Source organism: Sphaerisporangium sp. NPDC004334, assembly GCF_053602655.1.
Genome location: NZ_JBSGDZ010000055.1, coordinates 1 through 21,181 on the forward strand (window position 1 = coordinate 1; position 21,181 = coordinate 21,181).

At 72.2% G+C, this 21,181-nt stretch carries 15 protein-coding genes; 5 read left to right on the forward strand and 10 right to left on the reverse strand.

From position 1 onward, the window contains the following. Positions 1–138: 138 nt before the first annotated feature. Together ACWEN6_RS39520 and ACWEN6_RS39525 are read right to left on the reverse strand one after the other, a co-directional pair. Positions 139–3,333, reverse strand: coding sequence for a penicillin acylase family protein (locus tag ACWEN6_RS39520; protein WP_452577202.1), 3,195 nt, complete (start codon positions 3,331–3,333; stop codon positions 139–141). Between the two features lie 152 nt (positions 3,334–3,485). Beyond that, complete coding sequence (locus ACWEN6_RS39525; RefSeq protein WP_452577204.1) at positions 3,486–4,148, reverse strand: hypothetical protein; 663 nt, start codon at positions 4,146–4,148, stop codon at positions 3,486–3,488. A gap of 252 nt (positions 4,149–4,400) precedes the next feature. Between ACWEN6_RS39525 and ACWEN6_RS39530 the strand changes: the two genes are divergently transcribed. Then, the gene (locus ACWEN6_RS39530; RefSeq protein ID WP_452577206.1) at positions 4,401–4,583 is read left to right on the forward strand and encodes a hypothetical protein; all 183 of its coding nucleotides are present in this window, start codon (positions 4,401–4,403) and stop codon (positions 4,581–4,583) included. Positions 4,584–4,674: 91 nt separating this feature from the next. Here the strand turns inward: ACWEN6_RS39530 and ACWEN6_RS39535 are convergent, their stop codons facing one another. After that, the gene (locus ACWEN6_RS39535) at positions 4,675–5,154 is read right to left on the reverse strand and encodes a Uma2 family endonuclease (protein ID WP_452577233.1); all 480 of its coding nucleotides are present in this window, start codon (positions 5,152–5,154) and stop codon (positions 4,675–4,677) included. 430 nt (positions 5,155–5,584) lie between these two features. Here ACWEN6_RS39535 and ACWEN6_RS39540 point away from each other — a divergent pair, with 430 nt between their 5' ends. Next, the gene (locus ACWEN6_RS39540) at positions 5,585–6,067 is read left to right on the forward strand and encodes a hypothetical protein (RefSeq protein WP_452577208.1); all 483 of its coding nucleotides are present in this window, start codon (positions 5,585–5,587) and stop codon (positions 6,065–6,067) included. Positions 6,068–7,386: 1,319 nt separating this feature from the next. On the opposite strand, the gene ACWEN6_RS39545 is transcribed toward ACWEN6_RS39540, so the two are convergent. Then, positions 7,387–8,697 (reverse strand): MFS transporter, encoded by a 1,311-nt coding sequence (locus ACWEN6_RS39545; RefSeq protein ID WP_452577210.1) that lies wholly within the window; start codon positions 8,695–8,697, stop codon positions 7,387–7,389. Between the two features lie 228 nt (positions 8,698–8,925). Between ACWEN6_RS39545 and macS the strand changes: the two genes are divergently transcribed. Together macS and ACWEN6_RS39555 are read left to right on the forward strand one after the other, a co-directional pair. After that, on the forward strand, positions 8,926–10,173 hold the full coding sequence (gene macS, locus ACWEN6_RS39550; protein ID WP_452577211.1) for a MacS family sensor histidine kinase: 1,248 nt from the start codon (positions 8,926–8,928) through the stop codon (positions 10,171–10,173). Continuing rightward, positions 10,106–10,756: a response regulator gene (locus ACWEN6_RS39555; RefSeq protein WP_452577213.1), complete on the forward strand. Its 651-nt coding sequence runs from the start codon at positions 10,106–10,108 to the stop codon at positions 10,754–10,756. Before macS ends, ACWEN6_RS39555 begins: the two co-directional genes overlap by 68 nt. A 38-nt stretch (positions 10,757–10,794) precedes the next feature. Here the strand turns inward: ACWEN6_RS39555 and ACWEN6_RS39560 are convergent, their stop codons facing one another. The 6 genes from ACWEN6_RS39560 to ACWEN6_RS39585 form a co-directional block, all read right to left on the reverse strand. Then, the gene (locus ACWEN6_RS39560; RefSeq protein WP_452577215.1) at positions 10,795–11,085 is read right to left on the reverse strand and encodes a YiaA/YiaB family inner membrane protein; all 291 of its coding nucleotides are present in this window, start codon (positions 11,083–11,085) and stop codon (positions 10,795–10,797) included. Between the two features lie 156 nt (positions 11,086–11,241). Continuing rightward, positions 11,242–14,145, reverse strand: a complete 2,904-nt coding sequence (locus ACWEN6_RS39565; RefSeq protein WP_452577217.1) for an AfsR/SARP family transcriptional regulator — start codon at positions 14,143–14,145, stop codon at positions 11,242–11,244. Between the two features lie 111 nt (positions 14,146–14,256). After that, positions 14,257–14,943 carry a hypothetical protein gene (locus ACWEN6_RS39570; protein WP_452577219.1) on the reverse strand — a complete coding sequence of 229 codons (687 nt, stop codon included), beginning with the start codon at positions 14,941–14,943 and terminating at the stop codon, positions 14,257–14,259. 65 nt (positions 14,944–15,008) lie between these two features. Then, positions 15,009–15,179, reverse strand: coding sequence for a hypothetical protein (locus ACWEN6_RS39575; protein WP_452577220.1), 171 nt, complete (start codon positions 15,177–15,179; stop codon positions 15,009–15,011). 129 nt (positions 15,180–15,308) lie between these two features. After that, positions 15,309–18,152, reverse strand: a complete 2,844-nt coding sequence (locus ACWEN6_RS39580) for an AfsR/SARP family transcriptional regulator (protein ID WP_452577222.1) — start codon at positions 18,150–18,152, stop codon at positions 15,309–15,311. A gap of 110 nt (positions 18,153–18,262) precedes the next feature. Continuing rightward, the gene (locus ACWEN6_RS39585) at positions 18,263–19,936 is read right to left on the reverse strand and encodes a class I adenylate-forming enzyme family protein (protein WP_452577224.1); all 1,674 of its coding nucleotides are present in this window, start codon (positions 19,934–19,936) and stop codon (positions 18,263–18,265) included. Positions 19,937–20,127: 191 nt separating this feature from the next. On the opposite strand from ACWEN6_RS39585, the gene argC reads away from it, so the two are divergent. Then, positions 20,128–21,150 (forward strand): N-acetyl-gamma-glutamyl-phosphate reductase, encoded by a 1,023-nt coding sequence (gene argC / locus ACWEN6_RS39590; RefSeq protein WP_452577226.1) that lies wholly within the window; start codon positions 20,128–20,130, stop codon positions 21,148–21,150. Positions 21,151–21,181 lie beyond the last annotated feature (31 nt).

Below are 21,181 nucleotides of genomic sequence, written 5' to 3' on the forward strand. Positions count from 1 at the left end.
ACCGAACCGCTGACCCCACCCCGGGGCCGGGGGCCCACCCCCTCCCGCCCCGGCCCCCCGCCGCCCCCGCCCCCCGGGGCGGCGGGGGACGGCCGTCCACTCCGCCCCCTGATCGTTCCCACCCGCTGCACGGGGCGGTCACCGGGAGTAGACCTCCATCTCGTACAGCGAGTAGCCATAGCCGGTGCCGCGGGTGATGCCGTGCATGCGGACATAGCGCGCGGAGGCCGGGCCGAAGGTCACGTTGTCCACGCCGCCGTCGCCGGTGGTCGTGGAGTACACCGTGGTCCACGACGACCCGTCCGGAGAGGTCTGGATCTCGTACGCCTTCCCGTAGGCCGCCTCCCAGCGCAGCACCACCCGGGCCACGGTCCTGGCGGACCCGAGATCGACCCGCAGCCACTGGTCGTCGCTGGAGGCGCTGGCCCACCGGGTGGTGGGGTCGCCGTCCACGGCCCTGCCCGCCGGGTACGGGGGCAGGATCTGCGTGCTGGAGGCAGTGGCGCTCGCGCCGGCCGCCAGGTTGGCGATGGGGTCGCCGCGGCGGGCGGGGAAGGACACGACCTGCTGGTAGGTCGGCCGGTTCTGCCAGGAGATCAGCGACTGCTTGATCCCGCCGAGCGGCGAGTGGCGGATGGCGTCCGCGCACCACTGGTCGCCCGCCGAGCAGGCGTCGTCGGCCGGGTAGGTCGTCGCCGCCGGTTCGGCGAGCGCCGCCGACAGGCTGTCCAGCAGAACGGCGCGGCAGCCCGCCACCGTGCCGTCCCCGCAGTACTTGGCGGGCAGCGGTCCGGCGACCGGGTCGCCGAGCACCGACCGGACGTCCTTGCCGACGTAGCCCCACCAGCCGTACTGGAAGGCCGAACCCTTGTGGGTCTGGGCCTCGTTGGCCGAGGCAGGGAAGCTCGACAGGTCACCCTGCTGGTGCCCGGAGGGCGACTCGTTGATCTGCAGGGCGTTGACCAGCGACTGGTACAGCCCGTCGCCCAGCCCCGGCCGGAACTCGGCCCTGACCAGCTTGGGCCACCAGGCGTCGAAGGCCCGGATGGCGTCGGCGTGCGTGTAGGTCCTGCTCCCGGGCGAGGTCTCGACCCTCTTGGCGCCGCCTGAGGCCCACGCCGACAGCTTCGACACCGCCGAGGCCAGCGCCGGGTCGGACACCGTCCCGCTGTTGATCACCCGCAGCAGGTCGGGCAGTACCTCCTTGCCGCGCAGGTCGGTGACCGCCGCGTCTGCCATGATCTTCACGGTGCCGGCCCGGTCGAGTTTGCCCGCGCCTGCGAGCGCGGCCTTCACCGGCCGGTCCAGCAGGTCCACCCGGTGCACCGGCCCGAAGCTGAAGTTGCCGTCGGCCGCGCCGAAGTCCTTGGCCTGCTTGTTGTTCCAGCTCACCAGGTAGTCCTGGCCGGCCGTCTGCGGGTGGGCGGAGGCCGGCAGGTAGGTCGCGCTGTTGGTGGCGGGGTCGTAGCCGGCCCACTCGTGGGCGGCGTCGGCGGTCATCGGCAGGTTGGGGTCGGAGCCCGCCGCCCTGACCGGGACGTCGCCCGACATGAAGTACGCGGCCTCGGCGGAGTTGACGTAGAACCAGTTGAACGCGAAGCCGATCTCCGACGCCGAGGCGGCGAAGGCGGCGGCGTTCCCCATCTGGGCCGGGTCGTTGAACAGCGCGAAACCGACCGCGGAGTCGGCCTCGTGCTGGTAGGTCGAGCGCAGCGTGGTGAAGGCCGTGGGCTGCCCGCCGACGGTGCCGCGCCAGGTCACCAGCCCGTACTTGGTGCGCTGGATGACCAGGTCGTAGGACCCGGCGGAGGTGGTGTCGGCGACGTTCGGCTTCCAGGAGTTGGTCTTCTTGAGCGTCTCCATGGCCGTGCAGGCGCCGCGGTAGAGGTAGTAGCTGGAGGCCGTGGTCACCGCTCCGCCAGAAGGGTTGCACAACTGCAGCGCGTAGGTGTCGGTGATGTCCTCCCCGGCCGAGGTCGCGCTCCAGGCGTAGTCGGTACCCCTGCCGAGCAGCACGTACAGGTTGAGCCCCGCGAAGGCCACCCCGCGCGAGCGGATGCCCGGCCCCGACAGCTCCTGCAGCATGAGCAACTGCGGCGCGAAGTAGCCGGTCTGCGGGCCGAACACCGCGATCGGGTGCCCGGAGGCGGACTCGGCCGCCGACACCACGACGGCGTTCGACATGCCGGGCTTGGAGTTGTCCACCGACAGGCCGGGAAGCACCCCCTTGGCGGCGGCCGATGTGGTCGCCGAGGTGGTGGCCGACCCGGACTCGTTCTGGGTGATGTCCACCGGCGCCGTCGTGGCGGCGTCGGGCAGCACGACCCCGGTGGCGCCGGGCGCGGCCCCGAACGGGAAGCTCTGGCCGTTGTGCAGGGTCAAGGTGGCCTCTGGGTCGTTCTGCGCCCGGAACGCCGCCCATGCCTGGTCGCCGGCCGCCGTGCCGTACTTGGCGCGGGCCGCCACGCGCACCAGGGCCGACTGCATCTCCGCGCCGCCGCCCCCGCCGAACAGCCCGCCGATCACCCCTGAGACCGCGATCAGGTCGGTCATGGTGAAGTCCTGCGGGCCGCCGGCGTTGGTGATCGCGTCCAGGTGGCCGGTCAGGACGTACTCGCCGGGGCAGTCACGGCCGGCCATGCAGTGGTCGATGTAGGCGTTGATGCCGCTCACGTAGTTCTGCACGTCGGCGTACAGCTGGGCGCCGCGGGGCCCGGAGTCCCGCAACAGGGTGATCTGCGTCTGCAGGTCGGCCTCGGTGTAGGGGGAGTTGCGCCAGACGCTCTGCTCCAGGGCCCGGTTGCCCGGCGCTCCGCCGGCGAACGGGGTCAGCTCGCCGCGGCCGACATGGCGCATGAGGTCCATCAGCCAGAGGCGGTCCTGCGCGCCGGCGTACCCGGCGCCGAACATGGTGCCCTCCCGGGTGGTCCCGGTGATGTGCGGGACACCGGTGGCCTTGTCCCGGACGATGGTCACGTCCGCCCGGGGGCTGGTCGTGCTCTCCACCTGCCCGGCCGGCACCCCGAAGGAGGCGTCGTTGAAGAAGGCGGCGATCTGGTCCTCGGTCAGGCCGGTGTAGCCGGAGATCAGGCCGGCGTACTTGCCGAGCTGGTCGCCCGAGTGCCGCGGCATGGTGCCGAGCGACTGGTTGGCGAGGATCTCCACCAGGGTCGCGTTGCCGTTCTGGCCGGGCGGCAGCACGTCGGCGCACTGGCCGAGACAGTAGTCGTCGGCGGTGTAGACGGCCGCCGATGCGGGCACGACGGGGGATGCCAGCGTGAGGATCGCGAGCGCGGAGGCCGCCGTGATCATCCGCCGGAGGCGTACGTGCATGTGAGAACCCCCAAAACATGAGGCGTACTCGAATGTTTGGGAGGACCATACGCTCGCACCAACACCGGATCAATGGCCGATGTGATAATCACCCGAGCCCGCCACCGACGCCATCGACGCGGCCCGCGCATGCGGCCAGGCACAGCGGTCCCTTATCGACGCATGAATTCGGGGACATCGAAGTCGTCGTCGTCGGGTACCGGCATCGGTGCTCTCACTGTGCGGACAGGAGCGGGTGAGACGCGCTGGGGGTGGGCTCCGACACCGGCTCGTCTCACGAGGTCGTCGGCCTCCGCCCGAGCCTGTACGAGGGTCAGGTCGGCCCCCGTTCGAGCCTGGACAAGGATGGTTTCGGCCTCCGTCCGGGCGTTGGCGAGGATCGCGGCCGCCTCGGCCCAGGCCTCGGCGACGATCTGCTCGGCCTCCGCGCGCAACTCATCGCGAAGTTGGGCGCGGAGGTGTTCGCGGAGCCGCTCGTTCTCGGGAGTGGAGGCCACGACCCCACCAGGCCGGTAGCCGCCACTGGCGGCGATCCGTTCCCAGGCGCGCACCCACGGCTCCACGTCCTCGGCGGGGACACCGCACGCGTGCACGAGCGCGGTCAAGGCGTCACGGGAGGGCAGCCGGACGCCGTTGACGATCTCCCCGGCCCGGGTCTTGGACAGGACCATCCCCGCACTCCTGGCGCGCGTCTCCAGCGTTCGATAGGAGGGGTGCCCGGCCCGGACGTACAGCAACTGGAGCAGATCCTGGAGTTGGCGTCCGGTGGCGACCGCGGCCAGATCCATGTCCTGGGTGTTCGGCGGCACCTTCACGCCTTCATCGCCTCGTTCCAAATCGTCCGACAGTGTCCCAGAGCGTACGGTCCGTGATGGTGCCGTCGCAGCCGAATGTCCGGGAATGGTGGCATCGCGTCCCAAGGTGACCGCGTTCTGTCGCAGACCGTCCCTGTTCTGTCCAGGCATCTCCCGGACATCGCGCACCGGGCGTTCTCCTGGTTCCGCGTCGAGAGCGCTCGGCGCGGGCCGTCCGGCCGCCACCAAGGCCGGGAGCGAGGGAGAAGGACGATGACGAAGCATGCCGCCGTCAGCAGGGGCCGCGAGGACGGAGTGGCCGGCCGGGACCGGCGGGCAGCCCGCTACTGGCGGCTCCGCACCGCGTTCGAGATCGTGAAGTTCACCGCCTGGGCGACCGCTTTCAGCCTCTGGTGGCTCGCCCGCGTCGTCCGGGAGTTCGTCAGCCACTTATGACATCCGTGCGTACCGCCTGTGCACGCACTCACGCGGCCACGAGCTGTGCCCCCCCACCCCGAGGCCCGGACCCGGCAAGCGGCTCCGGGCCTTACCCGCCGAAGGTCGTCAGAGCCTGTCGATCTCGGTCAGGTCGATGTCGATGGCGAACGGTGTCGTGAGCCGAAGTCGTTCTTGGTGGGTGCCGGACAGGACGTAGCTGCCCGTGGTCGGATCCAATTCGTAGACGTTCACCGTAGGGAGTCCACTCGGAGCTCTCGACCAACCAGAAGTGAGGGATGCCCGCCCCGGCGTACAGCGACGGCTTGCGTTTGCGGTCGCGCTCCTCCGACTCGGGGGACACCACCTCGACCGCGAGCACCAGATCTTCGGCTCGGTAAGCCGTGGCGTCGGGGCCACGCAGGCCCGTGGCGTGGAAGACGATGACGTCCGGCTCGGGGCGCTGCCGCGGGCCCAGGATCACACTCATCTCCCGACGCACGCGCAGATCGCCGGGAACCGTGCGGCGCAAGTCGTTCTCCAGCAGAGACAGCATCAGAGTGTGGAAGTCTTCCTGCGGGCTCACGAGCACCAAGCTTCCATCGATCAACTCGGTGTGCGCAGGCAAATCCGGAAGGTATCGAGGTCCTCGGCGTGGAACCCCTCAGGGGGAGGGATCAACCAGTCGGGTAGCTCCGAATTCGTCATCATTTCGCTCCGGACCTGGACCTTCATGCTTCCCACCGTAGCAAGTGGCTTCTCTGATCCCCGGTGCTTTGGTCAGGTGGTGGCGGGTTGCTGGCGGCGGGTGCGTTCGGCGAGGGCGTGTTCGTCGGTGCGGGCGTCGTACCGGCGTCAGGCTCAACGAGTTCTACGATCACAGCAAGGCGGCGCTGAGCAACGGCGGCAACGGCACGGTACCGCGTCCCGGGGGCGAACAATCCCGAAGAGACCGCTGATCGGCCCGCCAACCAGGCTCAGGCGAACGCAACCTGCGTTCTGAATCATAGGAAGGCATGCGCATGGCAGAACTCGTCAAGGAGTTCTCCGAGCCCGGAGGAATCAGGCAGATCTTCGGGATCGGCGATATGGGAGTGGAGGAGGGCGCCTACCCCGGTGACTTGACCATCTGGGATACCGGTCGTCCTGTCGATGGTGACTGGATGGACATCTGTCCGAACGGTGTCACCTTCCAAACCGACTCAGAATCTCTGTCCTATTTCAGGTATGAACTCTGGAGCGGTCCTCCCCTGGCGGAACAGGGTTGGACCTACACCTGGGAAGGGGATTTTTACCTGGCCTCAGGGCGGATCGCGGCGATCACCGTGGTGCCCGCCTTCGCCGAGGCCGAGTACCACACCGAGTTCGTTCTCCCCCACAAGGAGACGACTTGGCGGACGCGCGTGCTGGCGAGGTATCCCAACACCGACCCGCCGCCGGGATTTCCCCGGCCCGTGGGCGGTCCGGTCCTGTTCAAGCTGCAGTTCTGGCTCGAAGACCGTTAGTTCCGATCGGCGCGGTCACGTGGTGGCGGGTTGCTCGCGGCGGGTGCGTTCGGCGAGGGAGCAATGGCTTGGCGGCTCTACCAGGCAACCTGGGAGATGTCTGTCTCTTCCAAAGAAGTATGGGAATGGACGCCGTCGCTCAAGCGGATACGCTGCAGCCTCGTGGGGAATCGGGCGATGAGATATCGGCCGGACTCGTCTATGGCCAAGGATAGAATCCAATCATCGCCGGCCGGTCGGCGGCCCAGCTCTCGAATCGGCTTACCGCTTGTGGAGCTGATTTCTTGTACCAGGGTGGCGCGGTGCCCGTCTTTCTCTCTTATCGATAGAGGGACATAGGCGGCGGATCCGTTCGAACTGAGAACCGCAGGCCCACTCACGTATGACCTGAGGGGATTTTGAGTGGCAGTTCCCCATGCGGGGTTTCTGGCCACTTCCGGAGCATTGGATATATCCAGGTCAGTGCTGGTGCTGTCAAGCACTCGCACGCTCACATCGCCCGTGCAAGCCTCTCCGTCCGGCGGCGAGTTCTTGCACGGGGAGAGCACGGTCATGGCAAGGTGGTCTTCGTCTGATGCCCAGGAGACGTTCGATATCCAAGAATGCGTCTTCCGCTGCAGAGTGAACTTGTGGACCCCGGTGTTGGACAGGTCTCTGACGGTCAGATGTGTCCCAGCGGAACCGTCGCCTGCGAAGCCGCCGACATAGGCGAGCTTTGATCCGGACCGGGATATCGCTAGGGCAACGTTCGCGGGAGTGATGCCAGTGGGCAGAGGTAGCCGCATGACGTGCGAGACCGATCCGGCCGATGTCAGGACGGCGCGATAGAGGTGAGGAGCCCTAATCTTGTCCACCGCGGAGAAGACGAAGCTTTCATCTGTGACACTCGAGATCTGGTCTATCTCCATGCCTTTGGGTGCAGTTGTTTGATCTAGTCGCCTGCCGGTGGCGGAGTCATATATGGCGACTGCGCTTCCGGAGCGATTGGCGATGAAGAATTTCGGCCCGCCGAAGTCACTGTTCGTCGCTATATGGCGCGGATCCCTCAGATGGTCGCCGACCGCTACGTCATTCGCCTGTCCGCACCCCATCAGTGCTGTGAGGAGGGTTGCGGCAGCAAGCAAGGATAAGGAACTCGATCCCATGCGCACTGGTCTTGACCTGCCTCTCTTAATGGCGGCGCACCCCGTCCGCGCTTATACGTAAGTCAGGCTGCGGCTAAGACGTTAGCGTCAAAGGCCATGTACGCATCGAGAATGCCGACTCCTAGTGAGCCTGCGGTCCGTAGCGAGTGGCTTCCCTGATCCCCGGTGCTTTGGTCAGGTCGTGACGGCCGCCTCGCGACGGGTGCGTTCGGCGAGGGCGTGTTCGTCGGTGCGGGCGTCGTAGCGCCTGAATCGGGGGAGTGCGGCGGCCATGGCGGCGACGGCGGCCATGCAGAGCAGGCCGCCGATGCCGAGGGAGAAGCGGGCGCCGCCGGCTTGGGCGAGGAAGCCGGCGCGGGCGTCGCCGAGCATGGGGCCGGTGGAGTAGGACAGCAACTCGATGCCGGCCAGCCGGCCGCGGTACTCGTCGGGGATCGTCTGGTTCCAGATGATGCCGCGGAAGACGCCGCTGATCATGTCAGCGGCTCCGGCGAAGGCCAGTAGGGCGGCCACGAGCCAGATGTTGGGCATGATCGAGGCGAGGGCGACGCCGGCGCCCCATAGCGCGGCCGAGGTGATCACCGCACGGCCGTGGCGGTGGACGTGGGCGGTCCAGCCGGAGGTGGCCGAGGCGATCACCGAGCCGATGCCGCCCGCCGCGTACAGCAGGCCGAGCGCCCTGGGCTCGTGGAGCTGGTCGGCGAGGAACGGGAAGAGCGCGTTGGAGAAGGCGAACACCATGGCGGCGATGTCGACCAGGTAGGTGCCCATCAGGTCGGGGCGGCGGACGGCGTAGCGCACGCCCTCGGCCAGCGAGCGCAGCGAGGCCGGGGTGTGGTCACCGGTGCGGGGAACGGGGCGCACGCGCACGAGGAGCAGCAGCGACAGCAGGAAGGACGCGATGTCGATGCCGTAGGAGGTGGCCGGGCCGAGGGTGACGACGATGAGGCCGCCGGCGGCCGGGCCGACGATCATGCCCGCGTTGCGCGCCAGGCCCTGGATGGCGAACGCGGCGCCCATCTGGTCGAGTTTGAGGACCCGGTTGATGATCGCCTGCTCGCTGGGCCCGCGGAGGCTGGACAGGCCGGCCGACAGCGCGGCGACGACGTACAGCACGGGCACCTGGGCCGGGGCGGGGAACAGCACGGCGTTCAGCAGCAGCAGCACCGAGGTCAGGCAGAGGCCGACCTCGGACAGAATGACGATCTTGCGCCGGTCGAGCGCGTCGGCGATCGCGCCGCCCCACAGCCCGCACACCACCATCGGCGCGAACTCCACCAGGCCGACCAGGCCCACCGCGACGTAGGAGCCGGTGAGCTGCTTCATCTGGAAGGGCACGGCCACCATGGTCATCAGGCTGCCGAACATCGTGACCAGGCTGGAGCCGAACAGCAGCCGGAAATCCCGCGAGTCGCGTAATGGGCTGAGGTCCATGCGCAGCCGCAGCAGCAGGGTCTTCAGCGATCGGGCGGGACTCGTCGACACAGGCGGCAAGTCTGAAGGCCCCCGACGCTCCCGGGCAACCGGTTTTCCGCGCGCCGGGGCCGCCGCACCCACGGGCACGCGTTCCGGGCACCCGAAGGACGTCCGGCGGCCGAACCCGCGCCCCCGTCCGGGAGCGGTGCCCGTTAGAGCTCGGGCGATGAGAGGGCATCCGGGCCGTCATATAGTCGGCTCACCGGGGACAGCGCCGATCGAGCGTGATGGGGCCGCATGGAGATCGAGGGGTCGTTCTGGCGGGCCATCGCGGTGTACCGCATCGCCTCTCTCGGCTACGCCGCGGTGTTGCTGGCGAGCGCCGGCGGCTACCAGCGCCCCCTCGCCGGCTGGGCCGTCCTCGGCGTGATGGCGGTATGGACCGCGGCCACCACGATCGCGTACTCCTCCGCGAGAAGCCGCCCCCTGCTGGTGCTGGACGTGCTCGTCACGCTCGGCTGCATGCTGGCTTCGCCGTACGTCCAGGGGTCTGACGCCGGACCGGCGGGTGTGATGCCGGTGACGGCGACCTGGATCGGTGGGCCCGTTCTCGCCTGGGCCGTGTACGGCGGGCGGCGGGCGGGCGCGGTGGCGGCGATCGTGCTGGCGCTCGGCGACCTGTGGCTGCGCGATGCGGACCGATTCGCTCTCTCCGTACCGATCAACGGATCCGTGCTGCTGATCCTCGCCGGAACCGTCGTCGGCCACGTGGCGCGGCTCACCAGACAGGCGGAGGAACGGCTGCAACGCGCCGCCGAGATCGAGGCGGCCGGCCGGGAGCGCGAGCGGCTCGCTCGCGGCATCCATGACTCCGTGCTCCAGGTACTGGCGCTGGTGCGACGCCGCGGGCTGGAGATCGGCGGGGAGGCCGCCGAACTGGGGCGGCTGGCCGGAGAGCAGGAAGCGGCGGTGCGCGAGCTGATCCGCAGCGGTCCGGGCATGGGGGAGCAGGACGGTGCGGGCCTGGTCGATGTGGGGGCTCGGTTACGCCGGTACACCTCGGCGGTGGTCACCGTGTCGACACCCGCGACCCCTCTGCCGCTTCCCGCCGGTCACGCTCACGAAGTCGTCGCGGCCGTGGGGGCGGCGCTCGACAACGTCCGGTGGCACTGCGGCGAGGAGGCGAGGGCCTGGGTCTTCGCCGAGAACGACGGCGTCTCGATGACCATCACGGTGCGCGACGAGGGCCCCGGCATCCCCGAGGGACGCCTTTCGGAGGCGGAGGCGGAGGGCAGGCTCGGCGTCGCGCAGTCCATCCGGGGCCGGATCGCCGGCCTCGGCGGCAGTGTCGGTCTCACGTCCGTGCCGGGCCAGGGAACCGAGGTCGAGCTGGTGATCCCCGTTCCCGCCCGGACCGCCGCCCACGAGCGGGCGCGCACATCCTGGGCGGGAACGCGGGCCGGTCTACAGTTGCGGCATGACCAGCGCTCTGCGGGTGATGGTGGTGGACGACCACCCGATGTGGCGGGACGCGGTCGCCCGTGACCTGGAGAACGCCGGGTACCAGGTGGTGGCGACCGTGGGCGAGGGCCGCCAGGCGCTCCGCGTCGCCGCCGCCCTGCGCCCCGATGTGGTGATCCTCGACCTGCGGCTTCCCGACCTGTCCGGTGTCGAGGTGGCCAGAGGGCTGGCCGCGTCCGATCCCGCGCCCCGCGTCCTGGTGCTGTCGGCGAGCGCCGAGCATGAGGACGTGCTCGAGGCGGTCAAGGCCGGAGCCTGCGGATACCTGGTCAAGTCGGCGAGCCGGGAGGAGTTCCTCGGCGCCGTCCGGCGCACGGCCGGCGGGGAACCGGTCTTCACCCCTGGCCTGGCAGGGCTGGTGCTCGGCGAGTATCGCCGCCTGGCCACGCAGAGGCCTTCGGACGCCGGGCCGCGCCTCACCGATCGGGAGACCGAGGTGCTGCGCCTGGTCGCCAAGGGCCTGTCCTACCGGCAGATCGCCGAACGGCTGGTGCTCAGCCACCGGACCGTGCAGAACCACGTGCAGAACACCTTGAACAAGCTCCAGCTCCACAACCGGGTCGAGCTCGTCCGTTACGCGATCGAGCGGGGACTGGACGGGATATAGCGGGACTGGACGGGATATAGCGCGGCCGGAGCGGCGGCTCACGGCGTGTCGACCTTGTACGGGTCGTGCTCGGAGAGCAGTTTGTCCAGGCGTGCCTGGTCGACGCGGCTGGACATGCTGTCGAGTTCCTGCCGGTCGCGCACGCACTTGGCCAGTCCGAAGGCCGTGGTCACCGTGTACAGCACGGCGATCGCGAGGAACGCGCGAATCCAAGGATCGATCGGCAGGAAGACGATGCCGAGCGCCACGCTGCCGAGCGCCACGGCGAAGGAGATGACGCACTGGGCGAAGTAGGCGCCGGTCATGGCGGGCTGGAGTGGTTTCTTCATGCCGTTCAGGGTCTGACACCGGCCGGCCGGACGCCTGAGTAGGCGTACCCATCCTGTCTGAGTACCTGAACCGAAGGGGGCCGGGGCCGCGTCGGCGGGGTGCGGGCGTCGGGGCCGGGCGTGGCGGGGTGGGTCACCGTGCGTCGAGAAGGCCGATCATGAGGGTGGTCGGTTGTCGAGCAGGCCGATCATGAAGGTGGTCAGTTCCGGCAGGGACAGTTCGCGTCCCTGGGCCGCGAGGCGTTCGTACTCCGCCGGCGGGAGCGCTTCGCGGACGGCGGCGGCCTCTCTCGGGCCGTCGAACGGGTCCATGAGTTCGGGAGAGAAGCCGACCCGGCGGCCGACGGCCTCCACTCCGCCCATCAGCACGGCCGCCTGGCCGGCGCGTCCGCTCAGCGTGAGGGCGTGGGCGACGGTGTGGATCAGGACGAGCCGGGAGGTGACGTCGTCGTGGCGGTCGAGGGCGTCCAGGATGCCCGCGGCGATGCCGAGCGCGCGCCGGCCGTCGCCGCCGTCGCAGGCGGTCTTCATGGCGGCCCACGCGGCGGAGCCCGCCGCCCAGTCGTGGCCGCAGGACTCGGCGGTCGCGACGGCCTCGGCCAGGACGGCCTCGGCGGCCGGGCGGTCTCCCATGACGCGGGCGAGCGTGCCCTGCACCATGAGGGCCTCGGCCACCAGCCACTCCTCTCCGGCGCGCCGGGCGAGGCCGACGGCGTCGGCGGCGAGCGCGGGGGCGTCGATCGGGATCCCGGCGAGCACGCCGAAATGCGTCTGGTAGACCCGCGCGGACGCCTGGACCACCAGATCCCCGGCCTCCCGGCCCTCCCGTTCGGCCGTCAGCACCTCCTCGTACGCCTCCGCCGGCCTGCCGGCCAGGTAGCTGAGCCCGCTCACGGCGAGCCGGGCCCGTCCGCGGACCTCCGGTCCGGCGTCCGGCGCGGCGGCGAACGCGTCGGACATCCAGGACAGGCCCTCGGCGATGTGACCCATGCGGTACCAGAACCAGTACAGCGCTCCGCCGAGCCGCAGCGCGTAGTCGCCGTCCCCGTCGGCCAGCGCGGAGGCGAAGGCGGCGCGGAACTCCGGCTGCTCGCGGGTCAGGCGGGCCAGCAGCTCGGCGGCCTGCGGGCCGTGCAGCCTGCGCTCGGCGCTCTCGGCCTGGGTCAGGGCCCAAGCCCGGTGACGCCGCTGTGTCCCGGCGAGGTCGTGGGGGTCCAGTTCCCGCAGCGCGTACTGGCGCAGCGTCTCCAGCATCCGGTAGCGGCGTGGCGCGGTGCCCGGCTCGACGGCGATCAGCGACTTGCGCACCAGCGCCGACAGGGCGGGCAGGACGGGGGTCTGGCCTGCGACCGCGGCGGCGGCGTCGAGGTCGAACCCGGCGGCGAACACGCTCAGCCGGTGGAAGAGCCGCCGCTCCGCGGGGTCGAGCAGATGGTGGCTCCAGGCGACGGTGGCCTCCAGCGCGCGGTGCCGCGCCGGCAGGTCGATCGGGCCGTCCACCAGCACGTCGAAGCGGTTCTCCAGGGCCTCGGCGATCTGGCCGATGGAGAGCATCCGGCACTGCGCGGCGGCCAGTTCGATGGCCAGCGGGATGCCGTCCAGCCCGGCGCACAGCCCCGGGATGCGGTCCAGGTCGCCCGGGTCGGGCGACCACGCGGGCAGCGCCGCGGCGGCCCGCCGCCGGAACAGCTCGGTGGCGTCCCCGGCGGGGTCGAGCGGCAGGACCTCGTAGACCGCCTCGCCCTCCACGCCCAGCGCCTCGCGGCTGGTGGCCAGCACCCGCAGGGCCCCGCAGCGGCCCAACAGCGCGCCGGCGAGGGCGGCGACGGCCTCCAGCAGGTGTTCGCAGTTGTCGAGCACCAGCAGCAGCCGGCGTCCGGCGAGCACGGCCGCCAGCGCCTCGGCCGTGGCCACCCCCGGGATGCCCAGGCAGGCCGCGATGGTGGCGGGGAGCAGTTCGGGCGAGGTGAGGCCGGCCAGCTCCACCAGCCAGGGGCCGTCGTCGTCGGTACGGGCCCTGGCCGCCTCCAGCGCGAGGCGCGACTTGCCCACCCCGCCGGGGCCGGTGAGGGTGACCAGCCGGTACTCGGTGAGCAGGCCGCCGACGGCGGCGAGGTCGGCCGTGCGCCCGACGAAGCTCGACAGCGCGAAGGGCAGGTTCCCCGCGGGCGCGGGCCTGGCCGCCAGGCCGGCCGGCGCGGCGGCGGGAGAGCCGGCGGGGGCCTGGGAACGGGGCGCGCCGCCGGGGCGGGCGCCGGTGGTGAGCGCGGGCGGCGGGTCGAGCCGCGGGTCCTGGGCGAGCACCGCGGCCGCAAGGTCGCGCAGCGCGGGGCCGGGGTCGATGCCGAGCTCGTCGGCGAGCCGTTCCCGTACGGCGCGCAGCGCCGCGGCGGCCTCGGCCCGCCGGCCCGACCGGTACAGCGCCAGGGTGAGCAGTTCCCAGCCGCGTTCCCGCAGCGGCTGCTCGGCCACCAGGGCCTCCAGCTCGCCGACCGCGGCGGCGTGCCGGCCGAGCCGGATGGCGGCGGCCAGCCGGTCCTCGTACGCGGCGGCGCGCAGCCCCTCCAGCCGGGCCGCCTCCGACACCGCGAATCCGGCCCCGTCGAAGTCGGCGTAGGCCGGTCCACGCCATAGGTCCAGCGCCTCGGTCAGCAATTCCTCGGCCTGTTCCGGCCTGCCGCCGTCCAGGGCGTGCCGCCCGGCCACGGCCAGGTCGGCGAAGCGCTCGGCGTCGACCGCGGCCGGGTCGGCCCGCAGCGCGTACCCGGGCCCCTCGCGCACCAGGAGCCCGGCCGGGGCGCGGGCCGCGCGCTCCGGCTCCAGCGCCCTGCGCAACTGGGAGATGTACACGTGCAGGGTCGCCGGCGACGGCGGCGGGGACCCCTCCCACGCGTCGGACATGAGCCGCTCGGCCGACACCATCCTGCCCCGGGCGATCAGCAGCACGGCGAGGACCGCGCGCTGCCGCAGCCCGCCCAGGCCGACCGGACGTCCGCCCAGCTCGGCCCGAAGCGGGCCGAGCACCCCGAACCGCGCGGCATCGGCGTCGACCCGGCCCATCGGCCCCCCTCGCACAACGTAGATCGATGCGAGGGTAACCCAAGGAAAGCGGCACAAAAAGGGGATCGTGGACCGTTCCCTCCAGCGGTCCGCCGCCACGATCCCGGGGTGTCACCGGCCGGCGGGCTCCTGCGCCCGGATCTCCGGCTCGGGGAGGGCCGGAGATCCGCGGCGGGAACGGGGCCGGAGCACCCGGGCGAGGATCCCCGGCGACAGCAGGCGCTGCGGCGGCGCCTGGAGGTTGGCGACGCTCAGGAAGGCGTTGCCGACCACCGGGTCGGCCTCCGCGGCGGCGTGGAGCCGTGTGAGGTAGCCGTTGAGCAGCCTCACCCGCGGGGACCGCGGGCCCTCGACGGACGGGAACCGCAGGTCGCCGCCGACCGACATGTCCCAGGGCACGTCGATGATCCGTGCGGCGCGCCCGAAGAAGCGGCGGGCCAGGCCGTCCAGCCCGCCGGCCAGGCACTCGCGCAGGGCGACGGCCTCGCAGGCGGCCACGGTCATCCCCTGCCCGTAGCTGGGGTTGAACTGGCACAGCGCGTCGCCGACCACCAGGTAGCCCTCGGGGAAGCGGCCGAGCCGTTCGTAGCGGCGGCGGATGCTCACCGGGATGCGCATCAGGCGCGGCGCCCCGAGCGGTTCCAGGCGCAGCAGGAGGTGGTGCAGGTCGGGGACCGGAAGCCGGGCGGCGAAGGCGTGATACCCCTCCGGGTCGACGGGCGGGACGGCCGATGCCCGCGCCGATGACGACGGCGTGCCCGGTGGGGCGGTGTCCGGTGTCCGCCATGGTCCGCTCACCCCCTCCTCGGATCAGCCCCACTGGGACGGGTCTCCGGTCACGCCCCACTGGGACGGGTCTCCGGTCACGCCCCACTGGACGGGTCCCCGGTCACGCCCCACTGAGAGGGGTCTCCGCTCACGCCCCACTGGGACGGGTCTCCGGTGGCGGCGTGGGCGGCCGTCATGCCCAGGCCCGCCAGCAGCCCCAGGCCGATCGCGGCCACCGCCGCGCTGCGCCTCATCGTCTTGATCACGATTCACCTCGTTGTCCGGGCCGCCCGGCCAGGGCGGCACTGCGCTCATGGCGACGAGGATGCGCGCGGCCGCTTGGCGGCCACTGGGAACGGGCTTCACCACCGGCGGACGCCGGGCCCGGCCGAAGGTCAGTCCCGGGCGATCAGCCCGGCCAGCAGGGCGCTCGCCTCCTGCCGGGACAGGGCGCGTCCCCTGGCCGCGTGGCGCTCGTACTCCTCCGGCGGCAGCGCTTCTCGCACGGCGGCGGCCTCGCGGGGCCCGTCCAGCGGGTCCATCAGCTCAGGGGAGACGCCGGCCCGCTCGCCGATGGCCTCCACGGCGCCCATCAGCGTGGCCGCCTGCTCCGCCCTCCCGGTGAGCACGAGGGCGCGGGCCGCGCTGTGCACGGTGACCAGCCAGAAGGAGATGTCGCCGTAACGGTCCATCGCGGCGAGGATGTCGCCGGCGACGGCCAGCGCGCGGGCGCCCTCCCCGCGATCGCAGGCGGTCTTCATGTCGCACCAGGCGGCCCCGTCGGCGGCCCAGTCGTGGCCGCTGGAGTGGGCGGCGGCGATCGCCTCCCGGAAGGCGGCGCCGGCGCCGGGCAGGTCGGCGAGGATCCGCAGCGCCATGCCCTGGATCATGAGCGTCTCGGCCTCCAGCCAGCCCTGCGCGGTGCCGCGGGCGATCTCGACGGCCGCGCGGGCGAGGGCCGGCGCGTCGACCGGCGCCCCGGCCAGCAGGCCCAGGTAGGCCGCGTAGCCCGTCGCGCTCGCCTCGGTCGCCCGGTCGCCGGCCTCGCGGGCCTCCTCGACGGCCGTGCGGGCCGCCTCGTACGCCTGCGCCGGCCGTCCGGCCAGGTAGCGCAGCGCCGCGACGGCGAACCTGGCACGCGCCCGGGTGCCGGCACCGGCTCCCGGGGCCGCGGCGAAGCCCTCCGACAGCCAGGCCAGCCCTTCCGCGACGTGGCCCATGCGGAACCAGAACCAGAACAGCGCGCCGCCCAGCCGCAGGACGTAGTCGCCGTCGCCCTCGGTGAGCGCGGAGGCGAACGCGGCGCGGAACTCCGGCTGGTCGCGGGTCAGCCCTTCCAGCAGCGCCGCCCCCTGCGGGCCGCGCAGATGGCGTTCGGCGCTCTCTGCCCTGGTCAGCGCCCAGGCGCGGTGCCGTTCCCGCGCCCGCGCCAGTTCCTCGGGGGACAGCGCGCCAAGGGCGTACTGGCGCAGCGTCTCCAGCATGCGGTAGCGGCGCGGCGCCGTGCCGGGCTCGGCGGTGACCAGCGACTTGCGGACCAGCGCCGACAGCGGGGCCAGTACGGGGGCGACCCCCGTCACGGCGGCGGCCGTCTCCAGGTCGAAGCCGGCGCGGAGCACGCCGAGCCGGTGGAACAGCAGCCGTTCCTCCGGCGACAGGAGCTGGTCGCTCCAGGCGACGGTGCCGAGCAGGGTCCGATGGCGGTCCGGCCGGCCGGCGGGCCCGCCCACCAGCAGGGTGAAGCGATCTTCGAGGGCGTCGGCGATCTGGCCGACCGACAGCGTCCGGCACTGGGCGGCGGCGAGTTCGATGGCCAGCGGGATGCCGTCGAGCCCGGCGCACAGGGCGGCGACGCGCTCCTGGCCGCCCGGCTCGGGCGCCCAGCCGGGCTGGGCCGCCGCCGCGCGGCGCGCGAACAGCTCCGCGGCCTCGGTCGCGGCGGGCAGCGGCGGCACCTCGTAGACGGCCTCGCCGGTGATGCCCAGGGGTTCGCGGCTGGTGGCCAGGATCCGCACGCCGCCGCAGCGGGCCAGCAGGGTGTGCACGAGCATGGCGGCGGGGGCCAGCAGGTGCTCGCAGTTGTCCAGGACGATCACCAGCTCGCGGCCGGCGAGCATCCCGGCCAGCTGGTCGGCGGAGGCGGCGGCGGGCAGTCCCATAGCGGCGGCGATGGTGGCGGTGAGCAGGTCGGGTGTGTGCAGGCCCGCGATCTCCACCAGCCAGGGCCCGTCGGTGTCCGTGCGGGCGCGGGCGACCTCCAGGGCCAGGCGGGTCTTGCCGACGCCGCCGGGGCCGGTGAGCGTGACCAGCCGGTGCGCCTCCAGCAGGCGCGCGACGGCGGTCAGGTCCCCGTCGCGGCCGACGAAGCTGGACAGGGCGAAGGGCAGGTTGCCCGGGGACGGCGCCGGTTCCCCGGGCGGCGGCGCAGGGGAGGGCCCCCGGCCGGGTTCCGCGGGCGCCGGGGTCAGGCGGGGGTCCTGGGCGAGCACGGCCGCCTCCAGTTCGCGCAGCCCGCGTCCGGGGTCGGCGCCGAGCTCGTCGGCCAGCCTTCTGCGGACGGTGCGTAACGCGGCGAGCGCGTCGGCCTGCCGTCCGGACCGGTACAGGGCCAGGGCCAGCAGTTCCCAGCCGCGTTCGCGCAGTGGTTGCTCGGCGACCAGCGCCTCCAGCTCGCCCACGGCGGCGGCGTGCCGTCCCGAGGCGATGACGGCGGACAGGCGGTCCTCGCGCACCGCGGTCCGCAGGTCCTCCAGCCGGGCGGCGTCGGGCGCCGCGAAGGCGGCCCCGTCGAAGTCGGCGTAGGCCGGCCCCCGCCACAGCGCGAGGGCCTGGCCGAGGAGGTCGGCGGCGCGCCCGTGATCGCCGTCCTCCAGTGCGCGCCGGCCGCGGACGGCCAGGTCGGTGAAGCGCTCGGCGTCGATCGCGGCGGGCGCCGCGCGCAGGGCGTATCCGGGGCCTTCGCGCACCAGCAGCCGGGCCGGGGCACCGGGCGGCCGTTCCGGCTCCAGCGCCCTGCGCAGATCGGCGACGTACCCGTGGAGCGTCGTCGGCGAGGCGGGCCGCGACCCCTCCCACACCTCCGACAGGATCCGCTCGGCCGGGACGATGCGGCCGCGCGCGATCAGCAGCATCGCCAGCACGGCCCGCTGCCGCGGCCCTCCAAGGCCCGCGGGCCGCGCGCCCACCTCGGCCCTGAGCGATCCAAGCACTCCGAACCGCACGCCCTCGGCGACGCTCACCCGCGGTCCTCCCCTCGTCCACCGGCCTTCCGGTCGATGATCTCAGGTGGCGCCCCCGAGGCCCACGGTTCCCGGGGCCTGGCAGGGGCGCCGCGCGGCCGTCGGGGCGTTCACAGGCCGAGGGTCTCCCGGCGCAGGTGGGTCTTGAGGATCTTGCCGCCGGGGTTGCGGGGGAGTTCGGTCTCGCGGAACCAGAACCGCACGGGGATCTTGAACGGTGCGAGGACGCCGGTCAGGAACTCCCGCAGCTCCTCTGCGGTGGCCGACATGCCGGGCTTCAGGCGCACGACGGCGCCGACCTGCTCGCCGAGCTCGTCGTCCGGGATGCCGATCACGGCGGCGTCGTCCACGGCGGGGTGCTCGAACATGGCCGCCTCGACCTCGGCGCAGTAGACGTTCTCGCCGCCCCTGATGACCATGTCCTTGGCCCGGTCGACGATGTAGACGAAGCCATCCTCGTCGAGCCTGGCCAGGTCGCCGGTGTGCAGCCAGCCCTCCACGAAGGTCTGGGCGGTGGCCTCGGGGCGGTTCCAGTAGCCCGCGATGACGTTGGGGCCGCGCATGCACAGCTCGCCGACCTCGCCGGGGGGCAGCTCGTTGCCGAGCGGGTCGGACACGCGCACGTCGCACACGGCCAGGGGCAGGCCGATGCTGTCGGGCTTGGCCAGGTAGGTGGGCCCGCTGTTGTAGATCGCCAGCGCGGTGGTCTCGGTCATCCCGTACCCGTTGGACGCCTGCCGCTGGGGAAGCTGGTCGCCGATGCGCTCCAGCAGCTTGGGCGGGGCCGGCGCGCCGCCGTAGCTGACCCCGCCGAGGCTTGAGATGTCGTACTTGCCGAGGTCGGGGTGCGACAGCAGCTGCCAGGCGTTGGTCGGGACGCCCGTCATGATGGTGACCTTCTCGCGCTCGATCAACTGGAGCGCCTGCCCGGGGTCCCACTTGTACATCAGCACCAGGCCGCCGCCGGTGAACATGGTGGCCGTCATCACCGCGAAGCAGCCGGTGACGTGGAACAGGGGCACGGTCAGCAGCGTTATGCGCCGGGTGCCCACCGCCGTCGAGGGGTCCTTGCCGGCCAGGGCGATGCTGCGCAGCAGCGCGTAGGCGACGGTCATCGGCGACTGGGCGGCGTTGCGGTGGGTGCCGAGCGCGCCCTTGGGGTGGCCGGTGGTCCCGGAGGTGTAGAAGATGGTGGCCGGATCCTCGGGGTCCAGCTCGACCGCCGGCAGGGTCGCCTCCGCGCGCACCTCGCCGAGGACGTCGGCGAACGCGCGGGCCCCGGGCGGCAGGTCCCCGGCGGCGCGGGTGACGATCATGGGGACGGACGTCCCGCGCAGCCGCTCGGCCCGCTCGCCGTCGGCGATGAACACCTTGGCCCCCGAGTCGGACAAGCCGTACTCCAGCTCGGGCGTCGTCCACCACGCGTTCAGCGGCACCGCTATCGCCCCGATCGCGACGACCGCCGAGAAGGCCACGACCCACTCGGGGTAGTTGCGCATCGCGATGGCGACCCGGTCTCCCTTGGTGACGCCGTAGTCCTCGGCGAGCCGGGTGGCCAGCGTGGCGGTCCGGCGGTAGTGCTCCTCGTAGCTGACGCGCTCGTCCTCGTAGACGATGAAGATCGCCTCTCCGTGGAAGCGGCTGTTCTCCAGCAGGGCGCGGAAGGTCGTCGGGGCGTGCTTCCAGGTCCGGAGCTTCGACCCGCGTATCTCGACCTCCTCCATCTCGAACAACTGGCCAGGTCCGGTGAGCTGTGCCTGGACCTGGTCATGGGTGACAGTCATGCGCGGTTACTCCCGGGGGTGAGTAGCTGCCGTTGTGGAAGGTGACGATACCGACCGGTAGGTACGGAGAACAGGGGTCGAGCTCACACGGTCATTCACGTGATGTTGGTTTGCATGAAGATGCTGAGCGGTGCATAATCTTTCTTTGTAAAGGTCATAAGGCCCAGTGCATGGTCATGCGAGGTGAGTCGATGAAAGCGGCGGTCGCCGGAGCCAGCGGCTACGCCGGGGGCGAGCTTCTGCGCCTGCTCTCGGCCCACCCCGCCTTCGAGATCGGCGCGCTGACCGCCGGCTCGAGCGCGGGCGGCGCCTTGGGCGCCCATCAGCCGCACCTGCCCGCCCTCGCCGGGCGGGTCCTCGCCGAGACGACGGCCGAGACGCTGCGGGGCCACGACGTCGTGTTCCTGGCCCTGCCGCACGGGCGGTCCGCCGCCATCGCCGCCCAGCTCGGCGAGGACACCCTCGTGGTCGACTGCGGCGCCGACTTCCGGCTGGACGACCCGGCCGAGTGGGTCCGCTTCTACGGCGGCGAGCACGCCGGCACCTGGCCGTACGGCCTGCCCGAGCTGCCCGGCCAGCGCGACCTGCTGCGCGGGGCACGGCGCGTCGCCGTCCCCGGGTGCTACCCGACCGCGGCCACCCTCGCCCTGTTCCCGGCCTTCGCCGCCGGCCTCGCCGAGCCGGACGTCGTGGTCGTCGCCGCCAGCGGCACCTCCGGCGCCGGCCGCTCGCCCAAGACCCACCTGCTCGGCAGCGAGGTCATGGGCTCGGTCGGCGCGTACAACGTGGGCGGCGCCCACCGCCACACGCCCGAGATGGAGCAGAACCTCTCCAAGGTCGCGGGCACCCCGGTGAAGGTCTCCTTCACCCCCATGCTGGCCCCGATGAGCCGCGGCATCCTCGCCACCTGCACCGCGCCCGCCGCTCCCGGCCTGACCGCCGCCGCGCTGCGCGAGGCCTACGCCGCGGCGGTGAAGGACGAGCCCTTCCTGCGCCTGCTGCCCGAGGGCGTCTGGCCCGCCACGGCCATGACCGTCGGCGCCAACACCGCCGCGCTCCAGGTGACCCTCGACGAGCGGGCCGGCCGCGTGGTCGCCGTCGTCGCCATCGACAACCTGACCAAGGGCACCGCGGGCGGGGCGATCCAGAGCGCCAACCTCGCCCTCGGCCTGGCAGAAGAACTCGGCCTTCCCCTCAATGGAGTAGCCCCGTGAGCCAGCGCAGTCACACCACTCCGATCACTTC

What these genes read in the sequence shown, in the direction of transcription:
- ACWEN6_RS39520 (WP_452577202.1), bottom strand. Translation starts at nt 3,333, where the DNA reads ATGCACGTACGCCTCCGGCGGATGATCACGGCGGCCTCCGCGCTCGCG.
- ACWEN6_RS39530 (WP_452577206.1), top strand. Translation starts at nt 4,401, where the DNA reads ATGACGAAGCATGCCGCCGTCAGCAGGGGCCGCGAGGACGGAGTGGCC.
- ACWEN6_RS39540 (WP_452577208.1), top strand. Translation starts at nt 5,585, where the DNA reads ATGGCAGAACTCGTCAAGGAGTTCTCCGAGCCCGGAGGAATCAGGCAG.
- macS (WP_452577211.1), top strand. Translation starts at nt 8,926, where the DNA reads ATGGAGATCGAGGGGTCGTTCTGGCGGGCCATCGCGGTGTACCGCATC.
- ACWEN6_RS39555 (WP_452577213.1), top strand. Translation starts at nt 10,106, where the DNA reads ATGACCAGCGCTCTGCGGGTGATGGTGGTGGACGACCACCCGATGTGG.
- ACWEN6_RS39560 (WP_452577215.1), bottom strand. Translation starts at nt 11,085, where the DNA reads ATGAAGAAACCACTCCAGCCCGCCATGACCGGCGCCTACTTCGCCCAG.
- ACWEN6_RS39565 (WP_452577217.1), bottom strand. Translation starts at nt 14,145, where the DNA reads ATGGGCCGGGTCGACGCCGATGCCGCGCGGTTCGGGGTGCTCGGCCCG.
- ACWEN6_RS39585 (WP_452577224.1), bottom strand. Translation starts at nt 19,936, where the DNA reads ATGACTGTCACCCATGACCAGGTCCAGGCACAGCTCACCGGACCTGGC.
- argC (WP_452577226.1), top strand. Translation starts at nt 20,128, where the DNA reads ATGAAAGCGGCGGTCGCCGGAGCCAGCGGCTACGCCGGGGGCGAGCTT.